The following is a 19,475-nucleotide window of genomic DNA, read 5'->3' on the forward strand; positions in this document are numbered from 1 at the left end:
GGTGCGTGCGGGTCGCTCCGAAGGCTGCCGGTGCTGCCGGGCGCTTCCGGCGGCTGCCGGGCGCCTACGGGTGGCGCAGCAGGATCTTGCCGAGGCTCTCGCGGCGCTCCAGCCGGGCGTGCGCGGCGGGGGCGTCGGCGAAGTCGTAGGTGCGGTCGATCCGGGCCCGCAGGGTGCCGTCGAGGAGTCCGGCGAAGAGGTCGCCGGTGCGTGCGGTGAACTCCTCCCGGGTGAGCACGTGGTGGGTGAGGCTGGGCCAGGTGAGCTTGAGCGAGCCCTTCTGGACCAGCGTGAACGGGTCGATCGGGTCGGGCTTGCCGCTCGCCCGGCCGTAGGCGACCAGGGTGCCGCGCGGGCGCAGCGAGTCGAGGCTGTCGAGGAAGGTGTCCTTGCCGACCGAGTCGTAGACGGCGTCGGCGCCCGCGCCGTCGGTGATCCGGCGGACCGCCTCGCGGAAGTTCTCCCGGTCGTAGCGGACGACGCTGTCGGCGCCGAGGCCGAAGACCAGCTCGGCCTTCTCGTCGGTGGAGACGGTGGCGATGACGTTCGCCCCGGCCCGCTTGGCGAACTGGACCAGGAACTGCCCGACCCCGCCGGCGGCGGCGTGCACCACGACCGTCTGGCCCTTGGCGATCGGGTGCGCGTCGTGCGCCAGGTAGTGCGCGGTGAGCCCCTGGAGCATCGCGGCGGCGGCCGTTCCGGAGTCCAGACCGTCCGGCACGGTGGTCGTCAGACGGACCGGGACGGTGACGAACTCGGCGTAGGAGCCCGGGAATTCGCCGTAGGCGACGCGCTCGCCGACGGCCACCTCGGTGACGCCGGGGCCGACGGCGTCGATCGTGCCGACGGCGTCCAGGCCCGGGACGAACGGCAGGGCGACGGGGAAGACGCCCTGGCGGTGGTAGACGTCGACGTAGTTGACGCCGATGACCTCGGTGCGGATGCGGACTTCGCCGGCCGCGGGCTCGGTCACCGGGACGTCGTCGATCTGGAGCTGCTCGGGGCCGCCGGGGGCGTGGACGCGGATCGCCTTCATGGGGTGGTACCTCGGCTGTTCTGGTAGGCGGGTCGGGGAGTGGTGGGAAGGGGCGGCGGCGGGTTGCCGCCGCCCGGGTCGTGGGGCGGCACCGGGGCCGGTCCGTCGGCCGCTGCCCGGTCGCGGGCCGGTTCCGGTGCTCGGTCGTGTTCTGGTGCTTCGTCGTGGGCCGGTGCCGGTGCCGGTGCCGGTTCGGGCCCGGGACGGTTGGTGAGCAGTCCGCCGCCGATCATCAGCACGCCGCCCAGCCATTGCAGCGGCGTCGGCGCGAGGCCGAGCGCCAGCAGGGCGACGAGTACCGTGAACGCCGGCTCCAGTTGGAGCACGCTCGCCGTCTCCCACGGCCGCAGCCGCTCCAGGGCCAGGTGCAGGGTGACGTAGGCGAGGCAGAAGTTGGTGACGGCCAGCAGGAGTTGGAGGCCGATCGTGCCGGCCGTCGGGTGCCGGCGCAGCTCGCCGGGCGCGAGCAGCAGGACCGGCAGCAGTACCACCGCCGCCGGGACCAGCCGCCACAGCGCCAGTTGCAGCGGTGGCACCTTGGCCATCAGGGACTTGGCGGGCAGGAAGGCGAGGCCGGCCAGCACCGCGCCCGCCAGCACCAGCGCGTCGCCGGCGCCGACGGCGGTGAAGCCCGCGCCGGGGTCGCGCAGCACCACCAGCACCCCGCCGCCCAGGGTGACCGCGAGACCGGCCGACTGCCACCCGCGCAGCCGGTCGCCGAGCAGCAGCACCGAGGCCAGGACGGCCGCCGGTCCCTGGAGTTGCATGAGGAAGCCGCCGTTGACCGGGCTGGTCCGGCTCAGCCCGCTGATCACCAGGACCAGCGAGAGGCCGGTGCCGACCACCGAGACGAAGCCCAGCCGGAGCCGGTCCCGGACCGTCAGACCGCGCGGGACCAGCGGTCGGCGCTGCGCCGCCAGCCAGGCGGCCAGCAGCACGGCACCGATCGACAGGTTGAGCTCGGTGGTCAGCAGCGGGTCGATCTCGCGGGTGACCCGGTTGGCCAGCACGGCGCCGGCGCCGAAGAAGGCGGCGGTCAGCAGTGCGAAGGCGTACCCCTGCGCGCGCACGCTGGACTCAGCGCGCCTTCACGCGGATCGCGTGCCCGCGCTCCACCCCGTACCGGGCGGCGAAGTCGCCCTGGTTGAGCGCGAGTCCGAGCTGGTCGCGGCTGGCGATGTAGGCCAGCGGCTCGCCCTCGCCGGTCTCGCCGAAGGTGCGGCGCAGCGGGGTGGTGAGCCGGGCGCCGCCGATCTCGATCTCCAGCTCGGTGTCGAAGGCGATGCCCCGGGCGTCCAGGAATTCCCGGGTGATGCTCGTCCAGACGTTCCCGTAGTTCTTGTCGAGAATCGCCACCTCGCCGATTATCCAGTCGCCCTCGACGACCGGTTCGGCGACCTCCAGGAGAGTGATGTCGGCGACCTCGATTTCCTCGCCGATTTCGCTGAACGGCACCCCGTTGGCAATGTGCGCGGCAGCCGAAATCACGATGTCGCGCCCGTAGAACGTCGGGTCGACGACGGGTCGGCGGACCTTCTCGGCGGTGATCCGGCGGACCTCGGCGACGCCCGCCTCCCGGACGATCCGGGTGAGCAGGCCGTTGTTGGGGGCGAAGTAGGTGTGCCCCTGCGGCGTGCGCACCCCGATCGCGTTGTCCTGGACGCCGGTGTGCGGGAAGGTGACGCAGGCGAAGACCGCGTCGGCCGGGAAGTAGCGGAACGAGTCGCGGATGTAGAGGCCGGCCTCGTAGATGTCGAACGGCGTGACGTCGTGCGTGACGTCGACGATGTTGGCGTGCGGGGCGATGCTGAGCACCATGCCCTTGCAGATGCCGACGGCGTCGTCGACGAGGCCGAAGTCGGTGAGCAGCCCGACGATCGGCCGGGGCGTGAGCAGGCCCGGGCCGGTCGAGGTGGCGGGGGCGCTGGCGGAAGCGGACATGCTGAACCCTTTCAGGATTACCGAAACGGGGTGGCGTGCATGGCGGTCCGGGATTTTCCGGCGGTGAATCGCCCGGGTAAAGGGCGTTCCAAGCGGCGCGAGATTGAAGTGAGGCTAGCACCCGATCGGTTGCGAAAAAAGCGTGTGCTGTTGCGGTCGTATGAAGTCGTTTTTAAGAAGCGGAACGATACCGCCCGTTTGCCGGAAAAGGTCCGCCCGTCCGGGTGTTCGCACGCGGGCGGAATCGGTGGGGTGTGAACCGCCGCGGACCGGGCCGGCCGCGGCTCCGTGCCGGGCCGACGGCGCGCCTCGTCGGTGTCGGCGCGGTGGAGGGCCGTGAAGTCCCCTGTGAAGGCAGCTTCATGATGGACCGTCGGGCAGTCGGGCGGCCGATTTGCGGCCCGGTGGTGCGGCGTGATTGGCTGCCGCCCGGTCGCTCTCGTGATCATCCTCCGGGATCCGCTCCAACTCGCCCCGCCCCGGCGGTGGGATGCCCTGACAGGGTCGGCGGGGGGCGCTACGGTGGGCGGTGACGAGAGGGCCGCGCGAGGCCACCGGTCACCGGGGCCCGAAGACCTGCTGGTCGGCGTCTGCACAGGCCGGAAGGCCGTGCTCGCAGACGGCCAACCCGCGCGCGGTGGAGGGACGGGCGGCGCTCGTCCGCCTTCGAGCGGGCGTGACCAGTGGGCCGAGTGGGGCGGGCGGGTCCGCGCCGGCCGCCCCATTCGGTTGGCCCCGCGCGCCGGTGCCCGCGAGCATGCCCGTGATCGGCCGAAACCGGGGACAACGCGGCTCCGGGCGGCTACCGTCGTCGGGCGGCCGGACAACCTGGGGGGCGGGGCGTTGCGATGAGTCTGTCCATGACGGTGAACGCCCGCCCCGACGCGGGAATGCCGGAGCCGGAGCCCTTCGCCCAGCGCCCCCAGAAGGCCTCGCCGGTGGTCGGCGGAGGCAACCCGCACACCGAGCAGCGGACGGTCGTCCTCACCCCCGAGGCGGAGGCGGCCGCCCGGAGCATCGCGGCCCCGCCCGGCTCGCACAACCTCCCGCCGAGTCCGACCGCCGAACTGGTCGGGCGCGCCGAGGCGTTGGAGGCGGTCGGGGACGCGCTGGCCGGCGGCGGGGGGCTGGTCACCCAGGCGACGACCCTGCACGGGCTGGGCGGCGTCGGAAAGACCGCCCTGGCCCTGCACTACGCCTATGCGCACCTGCCCGAGTACGACCTGGTGTGGTGGATCACCGCCGAATCACCGGAGCAGATCGCCGAGGCCTTCGCCGACCTCGCCGTCCACCTGAACCGGGACCGGGCGCTGGCCGAGTCGCCGAACCGGCAGGTCGAATGGGCGCTGGCCTGGCTCCGCGCCCACGAGCGCTGGCTGCTGGTCTTCGACAACGTCGAGGACCCGGTCCATCTGACGCCCTTTCTGGGCAGGCTGCTCGGTCGGGGACACCAGCTGGTGACCAGTCGGCGGGCCGACGGCTGGCACGAGGGCATCGACCCGATCCGCGTCGACGTGCTCGACGCGCCGCTCGCTGCCCGGCTGCTGCACCGGGCCGCCGGGCGGGCGGAGGAGGGCGACGAGGACGAACACGCCGAGGCCCGCGGCCTCGCCGACGAGCTCGGCCACCTGCCGATCGCCCTCGCCCAGGCCGGGGCCCACATCCGGCAGACCGGGACGAGCTTCCGGGCCTTCCGTGAACTGCTGCGCACCGTGGCGCCGTCGAGCTCCGGCGCCATGCCGAGCGCCCTGGACACGGTGTCCCGGCTCTGGCGGACCACCCTGCGCACCGTCCAGGAGACCGCCCCGTTCGCCGTCGAGCTGCTGCGGACGCTGGCCTGGTACGCCCCGGAGGCGCTGCCGCGCGAGGCGCTGCTGCCGTTCGGCTCCCGGCGCCCGGAGGAGGTGGACGCCGCCCTGGAGGTGCTGGCGGACTACAGCCTCGTCACCCTCGGCCCGCGCACGGTGGCCGTGCACCGGCTGCTGCGCAGCACCCTGCGGGCCGGGGACGAGGACGGCAAGGTGTGGGCGCGGGCGGAGCGCAACCTCGCGGGCGCGGTGGCGCGGCTCTGGCCGCAGGCGGACCAGGCCGTCCGCCGGGCGCTGCTGCCGCACGTCCGGGAGCTGACGACGGCCGGCCGCGGCTCGCCGGACCCCACCCGGGAGACCGTGGAGCTCTACCGGCTGGCGGCGGCGGAGCTCGCCGCACCGGAGCAGCGGGTCTTCGTGATCCCGCTGGTCACGGCGGTCATCATGTACTTCTGGTGCCACGGCCAGTTCGTCTCCACCGGGGCCGCCTACGCCCAGCTGACCGTCCGGCTCTCCGACCCGATGCACATCGACGCGGAGCTGGTCCGCCGGCTGCGCGAGGACCACCAGGACGTGCCCGAGGCCCTGTTCCGGCCCTTCGTGCTGCTGAACGCGTGCTTCGCCGGGCAGTCGGCCGAGGCCGAGCTGGAGCACCTCGGCCGGGCCCTGGTGGAGCTCGGCGCCAGCGGCGTGCTCGGCCCGCAGATCGAGATCCCGCAGGTGTTCGGGGCGGAGTACGCCTTCGCCTTCCTCGACCTGTACCTGGCGGGGCAGGCCACCGCGGGGGAGATCACCTGGCGGCTGGCCCGCGACTTCGCCGACGTCCACCGCAATCCGCTCGCCCTCACCTACTCCCTGCACTGCGGGATCGACAGCATGCTGGAGCTGACGCCGTGACCCATGCCGTGGTGGACCTCGACGAGAACGGGCGGCTGCTCGTACCGGGCACCCGGACGCCGGTGCCGCCGGCGCGGGTGGCCGAGCACCTGGCGCGCCACCTGAAGGTGCCGGAGCGGGCCACCGACCTGTACGTGTACGTGCACGGGTGGCAGACCGGTGCGCAGGCGGCCGAGCGGGCGGCGGAGGCGCTGATCGCGCGGGCCGTCGAGCTGCGGCGGACGGCGCCGACGGCGTACCCGGGGCTGGCGGGGCGCGGGTACCGGCCCTGGTGCGTGGTGGTGCGCTGGCCGTCGTCGAGCCTGCCCTCGCCGGCCGGGTACCGGCGGATCCGGGACCGGGCGCACGCGATGAGCGGACCCGGGCACGGGCAGGCGGGGCTGGTGATCGGGCACCTGCTCGGCTACCTGGACGCGGAGCGCGGGCACCCGGACGCCCCCGAGGTGCTGGCGAACCGCTCGGGCCAGTACCTGCACCTGGTGGGGCACTCGTTCGGCGGCCGGTTCCTGTGCGAGGCGGTGCAGTGGGCGGCGGAACGGCCGGCCGCGGAGCCGCGGGTGCTGGGGTGGAGCGGTCCGGCGGATCCGGCGCGGCCGTTCACCGTGGACAGCGCGCTGGTCTTCCAGATGGCCGCGCCGAGGGACGCCTTCGACCGGCTCTTCCCACGGCTGTTCCCGGCGCCGGGGCGGCCGGGGGCGCCGCTGCGCGGGCCGCTGGTGCTCACCCACTCGCGCTGGGACCGGGCCACCGGCTTCTGGCACCTGCGGGCCGAGGGTGCGCCGGGGATCGGGCACTCGGGGGTGGGGACGGCGCCGGTCGGGCAGTTCTCCACCGCGCTGCTGGCGACGGACACGCCGTACGCCAAGCAGACGCTGGACCACCCGATCGTCAACGTCGACGCGGGGCGGGTCTTCCGGGGGAGCGCGACCGGGCGCCGGCTGGCACCGGCGGGCGCCCACTCGGACTTCCAGCACCCGGAGTCGGCGCACCTGTTGCTGAGCCTGGCGGCCTTCTCCCGCTGAGCCGGAGGGGCGTTATCGTCCGATTGCCCGATTCGGCGGGTGTCCTCATCTGATGATCACTTGTCGGCCGGGGACGCGATGCCCCCCGTACCGCGCGGCCCAGTCCAATCCCCTCCGTACACGGCCGGTGTGCCCCGCCGGTCCAGCCCCAGCGTACGGAAGGCAGTCCAGACCATGGCTCGCACAGACGACCAGGCCTCGCACGACCAGCAGTTCCGGGAGGCCGCGAACCGGCTGGGGATCGGCCGCCGCCGCTTCCTGACCGTCACCTCGGCCGCCGCCGCGCTGGCGTTCACCACCAACCTGCCGAGCGCCCACGCCGCGGACGCCGAGATCGCGCCCCGGACGCTGACCGAGAACCCGTTCACCCTGGGCGTCGCCTCCGGCGACCCGCTGAGCGACGCCGTCGTGCTCTGGACCCGCCTCGCCCCCCGCCCGCTGGAGCCCGGCAACGGCCTGCCGCCCACCGGCGTGGTCAAGGTCGACTGGGAGATCGCCCGGGACGAGAAGTTCCGCAAGATCGCCCGCCGCGGCACCGCCAAGGCCCACGCCGAGTTCAACTACACGGTGCACGTCGACGTCGACGGCCTCGACGCCGACCGCGTCCACTGGTACCGCTTCAAGGTCGGCGGCTGGGTCAGCCCGGTCGGCCGGACCCGCACCTCCCCGGCGCGCGGCCGCAACATCGACGAGGTCCGCTTCGGCCTGGTCTCCTGCCAGGCCTACGAGGACGGCTACTTCACCGCCTACCGGCACCTCGCGAACGAGGACCTCGACGCCGTCTTCCACGTCGGCGACTACATCTACGAGTACGGCATCAACGCCGTCGGCGGCGACCGCAAGTACACCGACCGCACCCTGCCGTCGCTGTTCAACCACGAGACCACCACCCTGGAGGACTACCGGCTGCGGTACGCCCTCTACAAGGCCGACCCCGACCTCCAGGCCGCGCACGCCGCGCACGCCTGGTACGTCACCTGGGACGACCACGAGGTCGAGAACAACTACGCCGCCGGCATCCCCGAGAAGAACCAGTCGGTGGAGGCCTTCGTCGCCCGCCGCGCCGCCGCGACCCGCGCCTACTGGGAGAACATGCCGCTGCGTATGCCCAAGCCGGACGCCACCGACCTCAAGCTGTACCGCCGCCACCACTACGGGAAGCTGGCGCAGTTCGACATCCTCGACACCCGCCAGTACCGCTCCGACCAGGCCAACGGCGACGGCTGGCAGTACCCCACCGCGGAGTCGGCGGACCCGGCCCGCACGCTGATGGGCGCCACCCAGGAGCGCTGGCTGATGGACGGCTTCCGCAAGTCCAAGGCGGTGTGGAACGTCGTGCCGCAGCAGGTCGTCTTCTCCCGCCGCAAGAACACCACCGCGGCGGCCTCCAAGCTGTCCATGGACGCCTGGGACGGCTACCCGGCCGCGCGGGAGCGGTTCCTGGCCGGCGCCGAGGACATCGGCGTGGAGAACCTCGTCATCCTCACCGGTGACGTGCACGTCGCCTACGCGATGGACGTCAAGCGCGACTTCGACGACCCGGACTCGCGGACCGTCGGCGTCGAGATCGTCGGCACCTCGATCGCCAGCGACGGCGACGGCGAGGAGCACCCGGGCAACTGGGCGACCCTGACGGCGGCCAACCCGCACATGAAGTTCTACGACGGGCGGCGCGGCTACACCGCGATCACGCTCAACGAGGAGCACGCGCGGGCCGACTACCGGGTGGTCTCGCACATCACCCGCCCGGGCGGCACCGTCAGCACCGCCGCCTCCTTCGTCAGCGAGGCCTACAACCCGGGCATGCAGCGCGCCTGACGCCCCGCTCCCCGATCCCCGGCCCGGTCGTACCGTTCCCCGATGCGGTACGCCCGGGCCGGTCCATGTCCCCGTCCGGTCCATGTCCCGGGCCGGTTCCGGGAGGGTTCGTGGACGATGCGGAGGTGTCGTGAACCTGCGGTGATCGGCCGTTGATCGGCCGTAGAGCAGGGCCGTGGACCATCTGCGGCAGGGGAAACCCGGGGCGACGGTCACCACCGCTCGGCACCGCCCTCGGCGCGCCGCACGGCCGCCCGAGCCCCTGGTCCCCGGTAGTTGGCCAACCCACGGAAGGCGGACGGAGCATGGACGGCGTTCACACCCTGCAGTCGACGGCGGGCTTCGGAGAGCTGCTCAGGATCCGGCGCGAGCGCATCGGCCTGACCCAGCAGGTGCTGGCCGATCACGCGACCCTGAGCGTCAGGGCCATCCGCGACATGGAGAGCGGACGGGTGCAGCGCCCCCGGCAGGAGACGGTCCGGCTGCTGGCCGACGCACTGCGGCTGGAGGGACGCAGCCGCTCGGTGTTCGAGGCGGCCGCGCGCCGCCAGGCGCCCGCCGAGGAGCCGCGCGACGAACCGGCCGCCCCGCCGGTGGCCCGCGGCGCGATCGTCGGCCGGGAACCGGAGGTCGACGCGCTGACCGACGCCCTCGCCGTGCACGGCGACCGGCTGGTCACGGTGACCGGCCTCGGCGGGGTCGGCAAGACCAGACTGGTGCTGGAGGCCGCCCGCCGACTGCACCTGACGGCCCGCTGGTCGGTGCGCTGGACGGACTGGGCCCGCCAGCCCGGGATGGGCCCGGAGCGCCGCGCCGAGCTGGTCCGGACGATCGGCGGACGCCCCACCCTGCTGGTCCTGGACGGCGCCGACACCGGGGTGGAGCCCGCCCTGCTGGACGAGCTGTTCCAGCGCTGCCCCGGCCTGCGGGTGCTGATCACCGCCCGGGTCGCCCAGCCGCTGCCCGGCGGCCAGGTGGTCCCGCTCGCCCCGCTGCCCACCCCGGGTCCCGACCTCGACCACGACCCGGCCGCGCTCGCCGAGGTGGGCGCCGTCCGGCTGCTGCTGTCGCACCTGCGCCGGCTGCGCCCCGGCTACCGGCTGGAGCCCGAGGAGGCGCCGGCGGTGGCCGCGCTCTGCCGCCAGCTGGACGGTCTGCCCGGCGCGCTGGAGCTGGCGGCCGGCTGGTCGACGGTGCTCTCCCCGCGCCAGCTGGTGGCCCGGCTGGCCGAGGGGCCGTTCCAACTGGCGCCGCCCCCGGCCGGGTTCGGCGGCTGCGGCGGGGTCGGCGAGGCCCTGGACGCGGCGCTCGACCGGCTGACGCTGGGGCAGCGCGACCTGCTGGCGCGGCTGGCCGCCGAACCGGGGGACTGGTCGGGCGAGGACGCCGTCGAGCTGAGCGGCCGGCCCCCGCACGAGTCGCTGGCCGCCGTGCACGAGCTGCTGGCGAGCGGGCTGATCCGCAGCGTCCCGGCCCGCGACGGCGTGCGGTTCACCGTGCTGAACCTCTGCCGCCGGCTGTTCGGCGCCGCCGGGGCGTACCCGGCGCTGGCGGCGGCGAGCTGAGGCCCGGGCCCCGCCCTCGGCTCCCGTGCGGCCCGCGGTTCCCGCACCCCCGCGGTTCCCGCACCCCCGCGGTTCCCGCACCCCCGCGGTTCCCGCACCCCCGCGGCTCCGGCCCACTCCGTGGTTCCCGCGCCGCCGATACTGCCCGTCACTTGCCGGGCGAGCTGCCGGTCCGCCGGCCGGATCCTCCCTAGCGTTTCTGTTCAGCACTCACCGAACTCACCGACACAGAGGGTTTGCGCCGTGGACCAGTTGGAGCAGCAGCGCCAAGAGGCCGAACCGGCCGGGCTGGAGGTCGTCGTGACGACCATGGCCTCGGACTCGCACACCTGGAACCTGGTCTTCCTGCAGCTGCTGCTGGAGGAACTCGGCCACCGGGTCAGCAACCTGGGCGCCTGCGTGCCGGACGACCTGCTGGTCGCCGAGTGCCGCCGGATCGAGCCGGACCTCATCGTGCTCAGCAGCGTCAACGGGCACGGCCACCACGACGGCCTGCGGGTGATCCGCGCGCTGCGCGCCTGTCCCGAACTGGCCCGCACGCCCACGGTGATCGGCGGCAAGCTCACCATCGCCGGGCCCGGCGACCCGGACCGGCAGCACGCGCTGCTGGCCGCCGGGTTCGACGGGGTCTTCGAGGAGGGGCGCCCGGTCGCCGACTTCCGCTCCTTCGTGGGCTCGCTCCCGGCCCCGGTCCGGGCCGCCGCGCTGCCCGGGGTGCCGCGATGAGCGGCCTCGCCGCCGCGCCGGGCGGCCGGCTCCCCGCCGGATCCGGCTTCGGCGCCTTCGTCGCCCGGGCCCGGACGGCCGGCGCCCTGGTGGTCCAGCCCCGGATGGGCATGGCCGACCCGCTGCGGATGCGCGACGGCCTGCTCGCCACCCGGGGCGCGGACGCCGTCACCGTCGGCACCATCACCCTGGACAGCTACACCCGCACCGGCGACCTCGCCGCCGCCCGCCGCGCCCTGGCCGAGGGGGTCGGGCTGAACGGCTACCCGATCGCCGGCCACCCGGTCGACGTCACCCGGGCGGTGCTGCGCGGGGTCGCCGGAGCGGGCTTCCCGGTGCAGGTCCGGCACGGCTCGGCGCAGCCCGAGCACATCGTCCGCGCCCTGCTCGCGGTCGGCCTGGACGCCACCGAGGGCGGCCCGGTCTCGTACTGCCTGCCGTACAGCCGCACGCCGCTGCGCGAGGCGGTGGAGAGCTGGCGGCGCAGCTGCGAACTGCTCGCGTCCGCCGCCGAGTCCGGCGCCGAGCCGCACCTGGAGACGTTCGGCGGCTGCCTGATGGGCCAGCTCTGCCCGCCGAGCCTGCTGATCGCGGTGAGCGTGCTGGAGGCGCTGTTCTTCCGGCAGCACGGGCTGCGCAGCATCTCGCTCAGCTACGCCCAGCAGCCCGACCCGCGCCAGGACGAGGAGGCGCTGACCGTGCTCGGCCGGCTCGCCGACGAGCTGCTGCCGGACGTCGACCGCCACCTCGTGCTCTACGCCTACATGGGCGTCTTCCCCCGGACGCCCGGCGGTGCCCGGCTGCTGCTGGAGGACGCGGCCCGGCTGGCGGTGCGCACCGGGGCGGCCCGGCTGATCGTGAAGACGACGGCGGAGGCGCACCGGATCCCGACCGTCGCCGAGAACGTCCGGGCGCTGGAGACGGCCGCCTCGGCCGCGAGCGCCGAGCACGTCCGCCCGCCGCTCGCGGTGCCCGACACCGGCATCGAGGCGGAGGCCCGGGCGCTGATCGGCGCCGTGCTGGAGCTGGACGCGGACATCGGCCGGGCCCTGGTCCGGGCCTTCGCGGCCGGCTACCTGGACGTGCCCTACTGCCTGCACCCCGACAACGCCGGCCGGGCCCGCAGCTCGCTCGGGCCGGACGGGCGGCTGCACTGGTCGGACGTCGGCTCGCTGCCGATCGGCGGCCTGTCCGGCGGCCCGCGCCCGCCGATCCTCGGCTCCGCCGACCTCCTCGGCGCGCTCTCCCACGTCCAGTGGAGCTACGACGGCCGCGCCGCCGACACCCCGGACCTCGACCGAACACCCGCCGCACCACGAGAGTTGGGACTCACCACGCCATGACCACCGACGGGCCCACCCCCGCGGCCGCCGCCGCCCTGCTCCCCGACCCCGGCCGCCACCTGACCTCGCCGACCACCCGCGCCGCGCTGCGGATCCAGCACCAGCTGCTCTCCGCCGCCCGCGAGTACCTGCGCGGCGAGGGCTTCACCGAGCTGCTGCCGCCCATCATCGGCCCGGTCACCGACCCCGGCTCGCGCGGCTCCAAGCAGGTCGACGTCGACTTCTACGGCCACCGCTACAAGCTGATGACCAGCGCGATCCTCTACAAGCAGGCCTCGCTGCTGGCCTTCGACAAGATCTTCTGCATCGCGCCGAACGTCCGGCTGGAGCCGCTGGAGACCGCCGGGACCAACCGCCACCTGGCCGAGTTCCACCAGCTCGACGTCGAGGTGGCCGGGGCGAGCCGGGACGACGCCGTGCGGCTGGTCGAGGAGCTGGTGGTGCACATGGTCGGCAGCGTGGTGCGCGAGCTGCCCAAGGAGTTCGCCGAACTCGGCCGGGACACCGGGGCGTTCGCGGAGCTGCTGAAGGGCTCCTTCGGCCGGATGAGGCACGCCGAGGCGGTCGGCGAGCTCCAGGGGCTGGGCCACCCGCAGAGCCCGGACGCCGAACTCGACTGGGCCGGCGAGGCGCTGCTCTCGGGCCGGCGGGACCGGCCGTTCTTCGTCACCGACTACCCCAAGGGCTCGCGCGGCTTCTACGACCGCGAGAACCCCGAGGACCCGGGCCTGCTGCGGAACTTCGACCTCATCGCGGCCGAGGGCTACGGCGAGCTGTGCAGCGGCAGCCAGCGGACCAACGACTACGCCGAGATCGTCACCCGGATGCGTGAGACGGGGGAGAACCCGCAGAAGTACCGCTGGTACCTGGACCTGGTCCGCGAGGGGGTGCCCGGCAGCGCGGGCTTCGGCATCGGCGTCGAGCGGCTGACCCGGTACGTGGCCGGGCTGGACGCGGTCTGGCAGGCCAGCGCGTTCCCGAAGGTGGCGGGGGTGGTGACGCCGTGAGCGGGCGCAGGGAGCGAACCAGGAGGCGCGGCGCGCGTCGCGAGGCGACTGCCGGGCGAAGCGAGGTGGGAGCATGAGCGACCTGTCGGCGCCGGGGTTCCCGGAGGAGGAGGTCCGGCAGCGGGCCCGGGCCGGGACGGCGGCGGCCTTCCCGCCGCCGGGCAGCTACGGGCAGGTGCTGTTCGGTGCCGAGCGCCCGGCCGTCGGGCCCGGGGCGGCGGACGCCTCGGACGCCCTGGACGCGCTGCGGATCGTCCCGCCGGTGTTCGTGCCGCAGCGGCTCGCCAAACTGATCGACCTGGGCCGCGAGCCGGACTACCGGGACGTCGAACTCACCACCGCCATCGGCGGGTTCACCTCCGCGCTGCCGGTGTACGTGTCCGCGACCGGCTCCACCCGGGCGGCCGGCGGGGACCTCGGGCTGGCGCTCGGCGGGCAGGCGGGCGCGCTCGGCCTGCCGATGGTGATCGGCGAGAACGTCGTCCCGGTGAACGGCTACGGCCGGCTCGGCGAGGCCGCCGACCGCGCCCTGCTCGGCCGGCTGCGCGCCTACACCGAGCACCTCCCGGACGGGTTGGGCGGGGTGGCCGTCCAGCAGTCCACCGAGGACGCCGACGCCGAGGTGTGGAACCTCGTCTACAGCGACCCGGCGGCCCTGCCGCTGCTCGAATCGGGGCGGCTGGCCTTCGAGTTGAAGGTCGGGCAGGGCGCGAAGCCGGGGCTCGGCGGGATGACCGTGCTGGACGCCGCGGCCGCCGCCCGGCTCGGGGACCGCTACGGCCTCGACCCGGTCTTCGGCGAGGACGGCCGGGTGCTGCGCGCGAGCACCCCGGGCACCTTCACGGCCGAGATCCTGCGTCAGCAGGTCCGGCTGATGCGCAACAACTTCCCCCGGGCCCGGGTCTGGGTGAAGCTGCACCCCGGCCGGGACGTCGCCGAGGCCGCCCGGGTGGCCGCCGAGGCCGGTGCGGACGCCGTCACCGTGGACGGCGCGGAGGGCGGCACCGGCTGGGCGCCGGGCGTCTTCCCGGCGCAGGTCGGGCTGCCGCTGGCGGAGTGCCTGCGGCGGCTGGCGGCCGCCGGGCCGCCGCCCTGCCTGCTGGTCTCGGGGCGGATGTGGGAGGGCGGCCGGGCGGTCAAGAGCCTGGCGCTGGGCGCCCGCGCGGTGGGCCTGGGCCGGGCGGCCCTGCTGGCCGCGGCCGAGGACCCGGAGGCGGGCCTGATCCGGTTCGCCGACTGCCTGGCGCTGGAACTGCGGCTGCTGATCAGCGCGCTCGGGAAGTACACGCCGGCCGCCCTGGAGCGGGCCGACGTGTGGTCCCCGGAATTCCCCGGGTGATTTCCCGGTGATTCCCCTGCCGGTCTAGTCGAAGAGCGATATCAACCGAGCCCGTCGAGGCGCCTCCGTGCGCCCCGGCGGGCCGGTCGTGTTTCACCAACTCGCTTGGATGGGGCGGCAGTTGAAACTGCCGATGGTCTTCCGGAAATTCTGCCGATCGGCGCCGGAAAGCCGCCCTATCGTCGAGACCACTGCCCGCAGCGTCGTCAATTCATCGGGGTTGGATGATGGAATCTCGCGGTTTCCCCTTCATGTCCGTCGCGCGCCGGTTCCCGGACCGGCCGGCCGTACGGCTCGGCGCCCGGACCGTCCGCTTCCGGGAGCTGGACGAGCTGAGCGGCGCCCTCGCCGCCCGGATCGCCCCCGGGCGGACGGTGGCCGTCACCGGCCGCGACCGGCTGGACCACCTGGTCGGCCTGCTCGCCGCCCTCCGGGCCGGGGCCACCTACCTGCCGCTGGACCGGGAGGCCCCGGAGGAACGCAACCGCTGGATCCGCGAGGACGCCGGCGCCGTCCTCGCCCTCACCGACGGCGAGCTGACTGAGACCGCGCCCGCGCCGTCCGGCGACGGCGCCGCCGCCCCCGGCTACCTCATCTACACCTCCGGCACCACCGGCCGCCCCAAGGGCGTGCACGTCCCGCTGGACGCGCTGACCGGCCACCTGGCCGCCGCCGTCGACCGCTTCGGCCTCACCGCCGAGGACGTCGTCCTGCACCTCGCCCGCCCGACCGTGGACGTCGCCGTCGAGCAGGCCCTCACCACCCTCTCGGCAGGCGCCTGCCTACTGATCCCCGAGCGGCAACTGCTCGGCCCGGACGCCCTGCTGGACCTGCTGGACACCGAGGGCGCCACCGTCGCCAACCTCGCCGCCGGCTACTTCCAGGAGGTGGTGACGGCGCTGCGCGCCCGCGGCCGCGCCCCGCGCACCCTGCGCCTGATGATCTCCGGCAGCGACCGGCTCCACCCGGACACCGCCGCCGGCTGGTGGGCCGCCACCGGCGTGCCGCTGCTGAACGCCTACGGGCCCACCGAGACCGTGATCACCGCCACCGTCCACGAGCTGTCCGGCGCCACCGAGGCCGCGGTGGTCCCGATCGGCACCCCGCTGGGCGGGCGCCGCGCCTACGTCCTGGACGACCGGATGCGCCCGGTCGCCGGCCCCGGCGAGGCCGGCGAGCTCTACCTCGGCGGGCCGCTGCTCGCCTCCGGCTACCACGGCCGCCCCGGCCTGACGGCGGGCCGGTTCGTCGCGGACCCGTTCGCGCCCGAGCCGGGCGCCCGGATGTACCGGACCGGCGACATCGTGCGCCGCGAGGGCCCGGACGCCCCGCTGGAGTTCGTCGGCCGCGCCGACCACCAGGTGAAGATCCGCGGCTTCCGGGTCGAGCCCGGCGAGATCGAGCAACTGCTCGCCGCCCGTCCCGGCGTCTCCGCCGCCGTGGTCGTCGCCCACGAGGGCAGGCTCGCCGGATACGTCACCGGTGACGCCCCCGACCCCGCCGCGCTCCGCGCCCACCTGGCCGGGCGGCTGCCCGAGCACATGGTCCCGGCCACCCTCACCGTGCTGGACGCCTTCCCGCTGACCGCCGGCGGCAAGATCGACCGGGCCGCGCTGCCCGAACCGCAGTCCGCGCCCGCCGCCGCCCCGGCCGGCCGGCCGCTGCGCACCCCCGCCGAACAGCTGATCGCCACCGTCTGGGCGGACGTGCTGGGCGTGCCCGAGGTCGGCGCCGAGGACAACTTCTTCCACCTGGGCGGCGACTCGCTGACCGCCGTGCGCGTGGTCGGCCGGGTCTTCGACGTCTTCGGGATGATCTCCCCGTACACCATCTTCGACGCCCCGACCCTCGCCGAGTTCGCCGCCGCCGTCACCGCCGCCGCCGGTGGCGAGCGCCCGCCGCTGACCCGGGCCGGGGCCGCCTCGGCGCCGCTCTCCCCGTACCAGCGCGGCCTCTGGTTCCTCGACCAGTGGAACCCGGACGCGCCCACCTACATCGTGCCGTGGGTGTTCCGCTTCGCCGGCCCGGTCGACCCGGAGCTGCTGCGGAGGGCGCTGGAGGGCGTGGTGGCGCGGCACGAGGCGCTGCGCACCACCTTCGAGCTGACCGAGGACGGGCCCCGCCAGCTGATCCACCCCTCGGTGGAGGTGCCGTTCACCGTGGCGGACACCGCGGCCGGGCGCGTCGACGCGCTGGTCGCCGAGGCCGCGCTGGTCCCCTTCGACCTGGAGAACGGCCCGCTGCTGCGCGCCCACCTCTACCGCACCGGCGACACCGCCACGCTGCTGCTGCTCTGCCACCACATCGTCTGGGACGAGGGCTCGCTGCCCGTGCTGGAGGGCGAACTCGCCGCCCTGTACGAGGCGCTCGCGGCAGGCCGCCCGGCCGACCTGCCCGAGCCCGGCGTCCAGTACGCCGACTACAGCGCCTGGCAGTACCGGGACCCGTCCCATGCCGAGCGCCAACTCGCCCACTGGCGCGAGCACCTGGCCGACGCGCCGACCGAACCGGCGCTGCCCACCGACCACCCCCGTCCCGAGGTGCAGCGCTTCCGCGGCGACTTCCACCGCTTCGCGATGCCGCGCCCGGTCGCCGAGGCGGTCCGCGCACTGGCCCGCAGCGAGGACGCCACCCCGTTCATGGTGCTGCTGGCCGGCCTGGCGCTCACCCTGCACCGCCGCACCGGACAGCGCGACCTGGTGCTCGGATCCCCGGTGAGCGTTCGCGGCCGGGCCGAACTGGACGCCCTCGTCGGCTACTTCGTCAACCTGCTGCCGCTGCGGGTGCGCCTCGACGAGTCGGCGGACTTCCGCGAACTGGTCCGGCACGTCCGCGAGGTGGCGATCGCCGGCTACCGCCACCAGGAGGCGCCGTTCGACGACATCGCGGCGAGCGCCCTGGAGGACCGCCCGGACGACCGGGCCGAGAACCGCAACCCGCTCTGCCAGGTGCTGCTGGAGCTGCACCCGCTGGACACCCGCCCGCTGACCGTCGGCGGCGTCGAGGTGACCCGGGAGCTGTACTCCAACCCGGTCTCCCGCTTCGACCTGTCGATCTCCGTCGACGACCGGGGCACCGACTTCACCGGCCGCTTCGAGTACGACTCCGACCTGTTCGACGCCGCCACCATGGCCGAGCTGTGCGAGGCCTGGCTGGGCACCCTGGCCACCGCCGTCGAGGCGCCCGTGCACGCCCTGTTCGAGGCCCGCGCCGCCGGCGCCCCGGAGGCGCCCGCCCTCGTCTCCGGCGAGGAGCGGCTCTCCTACGGTGAGCTGAACACCCGGGCCAACCGGCTCGCGCACCACCTGGCCGAGGCCGGGACCGGCCGCGGCGACACCGTCGCGGTGCTGGTCGAGCGCGGCCCCGACCTGGTGGTCGCGCTGCTCGCGGCGCTCAAGACCGGTGCCGCCTACACCCTGCTGGACCCGGACTTCCCGGCCGAGCGGCTGGCCGGCGCGTTCGCCGACTGCGCGGCCGCGCTGCTGGTCACCCACCGCCGCGCGAGCCCGCCGTTCCCCGTCGGGCACCACCTCGACCTGGACGCGCAGGCCGCCGCGATCGCCGCCCGCCCCGGCCACGACCCGGGCGTGCCGGTCACCGGCGACGACCTCGCCTGCGTGATGTTCACCTCCGGCTCCACCGGCCGCCCCAAGGGCGCGGCCGTGCCGCACCGCGCGCTCACCACCACCTACCTCGGCCAGGACTACGCCCGCTTCGGCCCCGAGGAGGTCTGGCTGCAGTGCTCCCCGGTCTCCTGGGACGCCTTCGCCCTGGAGCTGTACGGCGCGCTCGCCTTCGGCGGGGTCTGCGTGCTGCAGCCCGGCCAGCGGCCCGACCCGCAGGCCGTCGCCGAGCTGACCCGGCGCCACGGCGTCACCCAGCTCCAGCTCTCCGCCAGCCTGTTCAACTTCCTGCTGGAGGAGTTCCCGGAGACCTACGACGACCTCAAGGTGGCCTTCACAGCCGGTGAGCGGGCCTCCGTCACCCACGTCGGCAAGGCGCTCGGCCAGTACCCGGACCTGGTGGTCGCCAACGGCTACGGCCCGGTGGAGAGCCTAGGCCTCACCACCTGCCACCGGGCCACCCCCGAGGACGCCGCGGGCAGCGCCATCCCGATCGGCCGCCCGCTGCACGGCAAGGCCGTGCACGTCCTGGACGAGCGGCTGGAGCCGGTGCCCGACGGCACCACCGGCGAGCTCTACGCGGCCGGCGGCGGCCTCGCCCACGGCTACGTCGGCCGGCCCGGGCTGACCGCCCAGCGCTTCGTCGCCTCCCCGTTCGGCGCCCCCGGCGAGCGGCTGTACCGCACCGGCGACCTCGGCCACCGGCGCCCGGACGGCCTGCTGGAGATCACCGGCCGGATCGACGACCAGATCAAGGTCCGCGGCTTCCGGGTCGAGCCCGGCGAGATCGAGGACGCGCTGACCCGCCACCCCGCCGTCCGCGAGGCCGCCGTCACCGTCCACGAGCCCGCCCCCGGCGACCACCGGCTCGCCGCCTACGTCACCCTCGACGCGGGCGCGGACGGGGCCGGCCCCGAGGCGCTGCTGGACCACCTCGCCAGGCTGCTGCCCGAGCACATGGTCCCCGCGACCCTCGACGTGCTGGACGCCCTGCCGCTCAACCCCAACGGCAAGGTCGACCGCAAGGCCCTGCCGGCCCCCGCCGGGCGCCGCGCCGCCGCGGCCGATCCGCTCACCCCGCGGCAGCGGCTGGTCGCCGACGCCGTGCGCGCCGTCCTGGACCTGCCGGAGGACCTCGGTCCGGACGCCAACTTCTTCCGCATCGGCGGCAATTCGCTGGCCGCCGTGCGGGTCGCCATGAAGCTCTCGCAGCAGACCGGCAGCCGCGTCCCGCCGCACGTGGTGTTCCGCGGCCGGACCGTGGGCGCCATCGCCGAACGGCTGGCCTCGTGATGGCGGGCCGCCCCGAATCCGCCCGCCCCGATTCCGCCCGCCCCGGGCTTCCCCACC

At 74.9% G+C, this 19,475-nt stretch carries 12 protein-coding genes; 9 read left to right on the forward strand and 3 right to left on the reverse strand.

The genetic code is table 11. The features are described from left to right. Positions 1-64: 64 nt before the first annotated feature. Genes ACFVFS_RS11600 through ACFVFS_RS11610 form a run of 3 tightly spaced genes read right to left on the reverse strand, consistent with a single transcriptional unit; the run spans position 65 to position 2,977 of the window. Positions 65-1,036, reverse strand: a complete 972-nt coding sequence (locus ACFVFS_RS11600) for a quinone oxidoreductase family protein (protein ID WP_380622773.1) — start codon at positions 1,034-1,036, stop codon at positions 65-67. Next, complete coding sequence (locus ACFVFS_RS11605; RefSeq protein WP_380622775.1) at positions 1,033-2,106, reverse strand: DMT family transporter; 1,074 nt, start codon at positions 2,104-2,106, stop codon at positions 1,033-1,035. Before ACFVFS_RS11605 ends, ACFVFS_RS11600 begins: the two co-directional genes overlap by 4 nt. A 7-nt stretch (positions 2,107-2,113) precedes the next feature. Then, positions 2,114-2,977, reverse strand: a complete 864-nt coding sequence (locus ACFVFS_RS11610; protein WP_380622777.1) for an S-adenosyl-l-methionine hydroxide adenosyltransferase family protein — start codon at positions 2,975-2,977, stop codon at positions 2,114-2,116. 860 nt (positions 2,978-3,837) lie between these two features. Here ACFVFS_RS11610 and ACFVFS_RS11615 point away from each other — a divergent pair. The 9 genes from ACFVFS_RS11615 (at position 3,838) to ACFVFS_RS11655 (ending at position 19,418) form a co-directional block, all read left to right on the forward strand. Further along, positions 3,838-5,682, forward strand: a complete 1,845-nt coding sequence (locus tag ACFVFS_RS11615) for an NB-ARC domain-containing protein (RefSeq protein ID WP_380622779.1) — start codon at positions 3,838-3,840, stop codon at positions 5,680-5,682. Continuing rightward, complete coding sequence (locus ACFVFS_RS11620) at positions 5,679-6,704, forward strand: hypothetical protein (protein ID WP_380622781.1); 1,026 nt, start codon at positions 5,679-5,681, stop codon at positions 6,702-6,704. The genes ACFVFS_RS11615 and ACFVFS_RS11620 overlap by 4 nt, the downstream gene beginning before the upstream one ends. A gap of 174 nt (positions 6,705-6,878) precedes the next feature. Further along, positions 6,879-8,522: an alkaline phosphatase D family protein gene (locus tag ACFVFS_RS11625; protein WP_380622783.1), complete on the forward strand. Its 1,644-nt coding sequence runs from the start codon at positions 6,879-6,881 to the stop codon at positions 8,520-8,522. A gap of 305 nt (positions 8,523-8,827) precedes the next feature. Then, complete coding sequence (locus tag ACFVFS_RS11630) at positions 8,828-10,087, forward strand: helix-turn-helix domain-containing protein (protein ID WP_380622785.1); 1,260 nt, start codon at positions 8,828-8,830, stop codon at positions 10,085-10,087. Between the two features lie 309 nt (positions 10,088-10,396). Next, positions 10,397-10,813, forward strand: a complete 417-nt coding sequence (locus tag ACFVFS_RS11635) for a cobalamin B12-binding domain-containing protein (protein ID WP_380622811.1) — start codon at positions 10,397-10,399, stop codon at positions 10,811-10,813. Then, positions 10,810-12,156, forward strand: a complete 1,347-nt coding sequence (locus tag ACFVFS_RS11640) for a methylaspartate mutase (protein ID WP_380622787.1) — start codon at positions 10,810-10,812, stop codon at positions 12,154-12,156. The genes ACFVFS_RS11635 and ACFVFS_RS11640 overlap by 4 nt, the downstream gene beginning before the upstream one ends. Further along, positions 12,153-13,163, forward strand: a complete 1,011-nt coding sequence (locus tag ACFVFS_RS11645) for an asparagine synthetase A (RefSeq protein WP_380622789.1) — start codon at positions 12,153-12,155, stop codon at positions 13,161-13,163. Before ACFVFS_RS11640 ends, ACFVFS_RS11645 begins: the two co-directional genes overlap by 4 nt. A 73-nt stretch (positions 13,164-13,236) precedes the next feature. Beyond that, entirely contained in the window at positions 13,237-14,502 is a 1,266-nt protein-coding gene (locus tag ACFVFS_RS11650; protein ID WP_380622791.1) for a glutamate synthase-related protein, read from the forward strand. Positions 14,503-14,753: 251 nt separating this feature from the next. After that, entirely contained in the window at positions 14,754-19,418 is a 4,665-nt protein-coding gene (locus tag ACFVFS_RS11655) for an amino acid adenylation domain-containing protein (protein WP_380622793.1), read from the forward strand. Positions 19,419-19,475: the final 57 nt, after the last annotated feature.

It is taken from the genome of Kitasatospora sp. NPDC057692, assembly GCF_042799475.1.
Taxonomy (GTDB): Bacteria; Actinomycetota; Actinomycetes; order Streptomycetales; family Streptomycetaceae; genus Kitasatospora.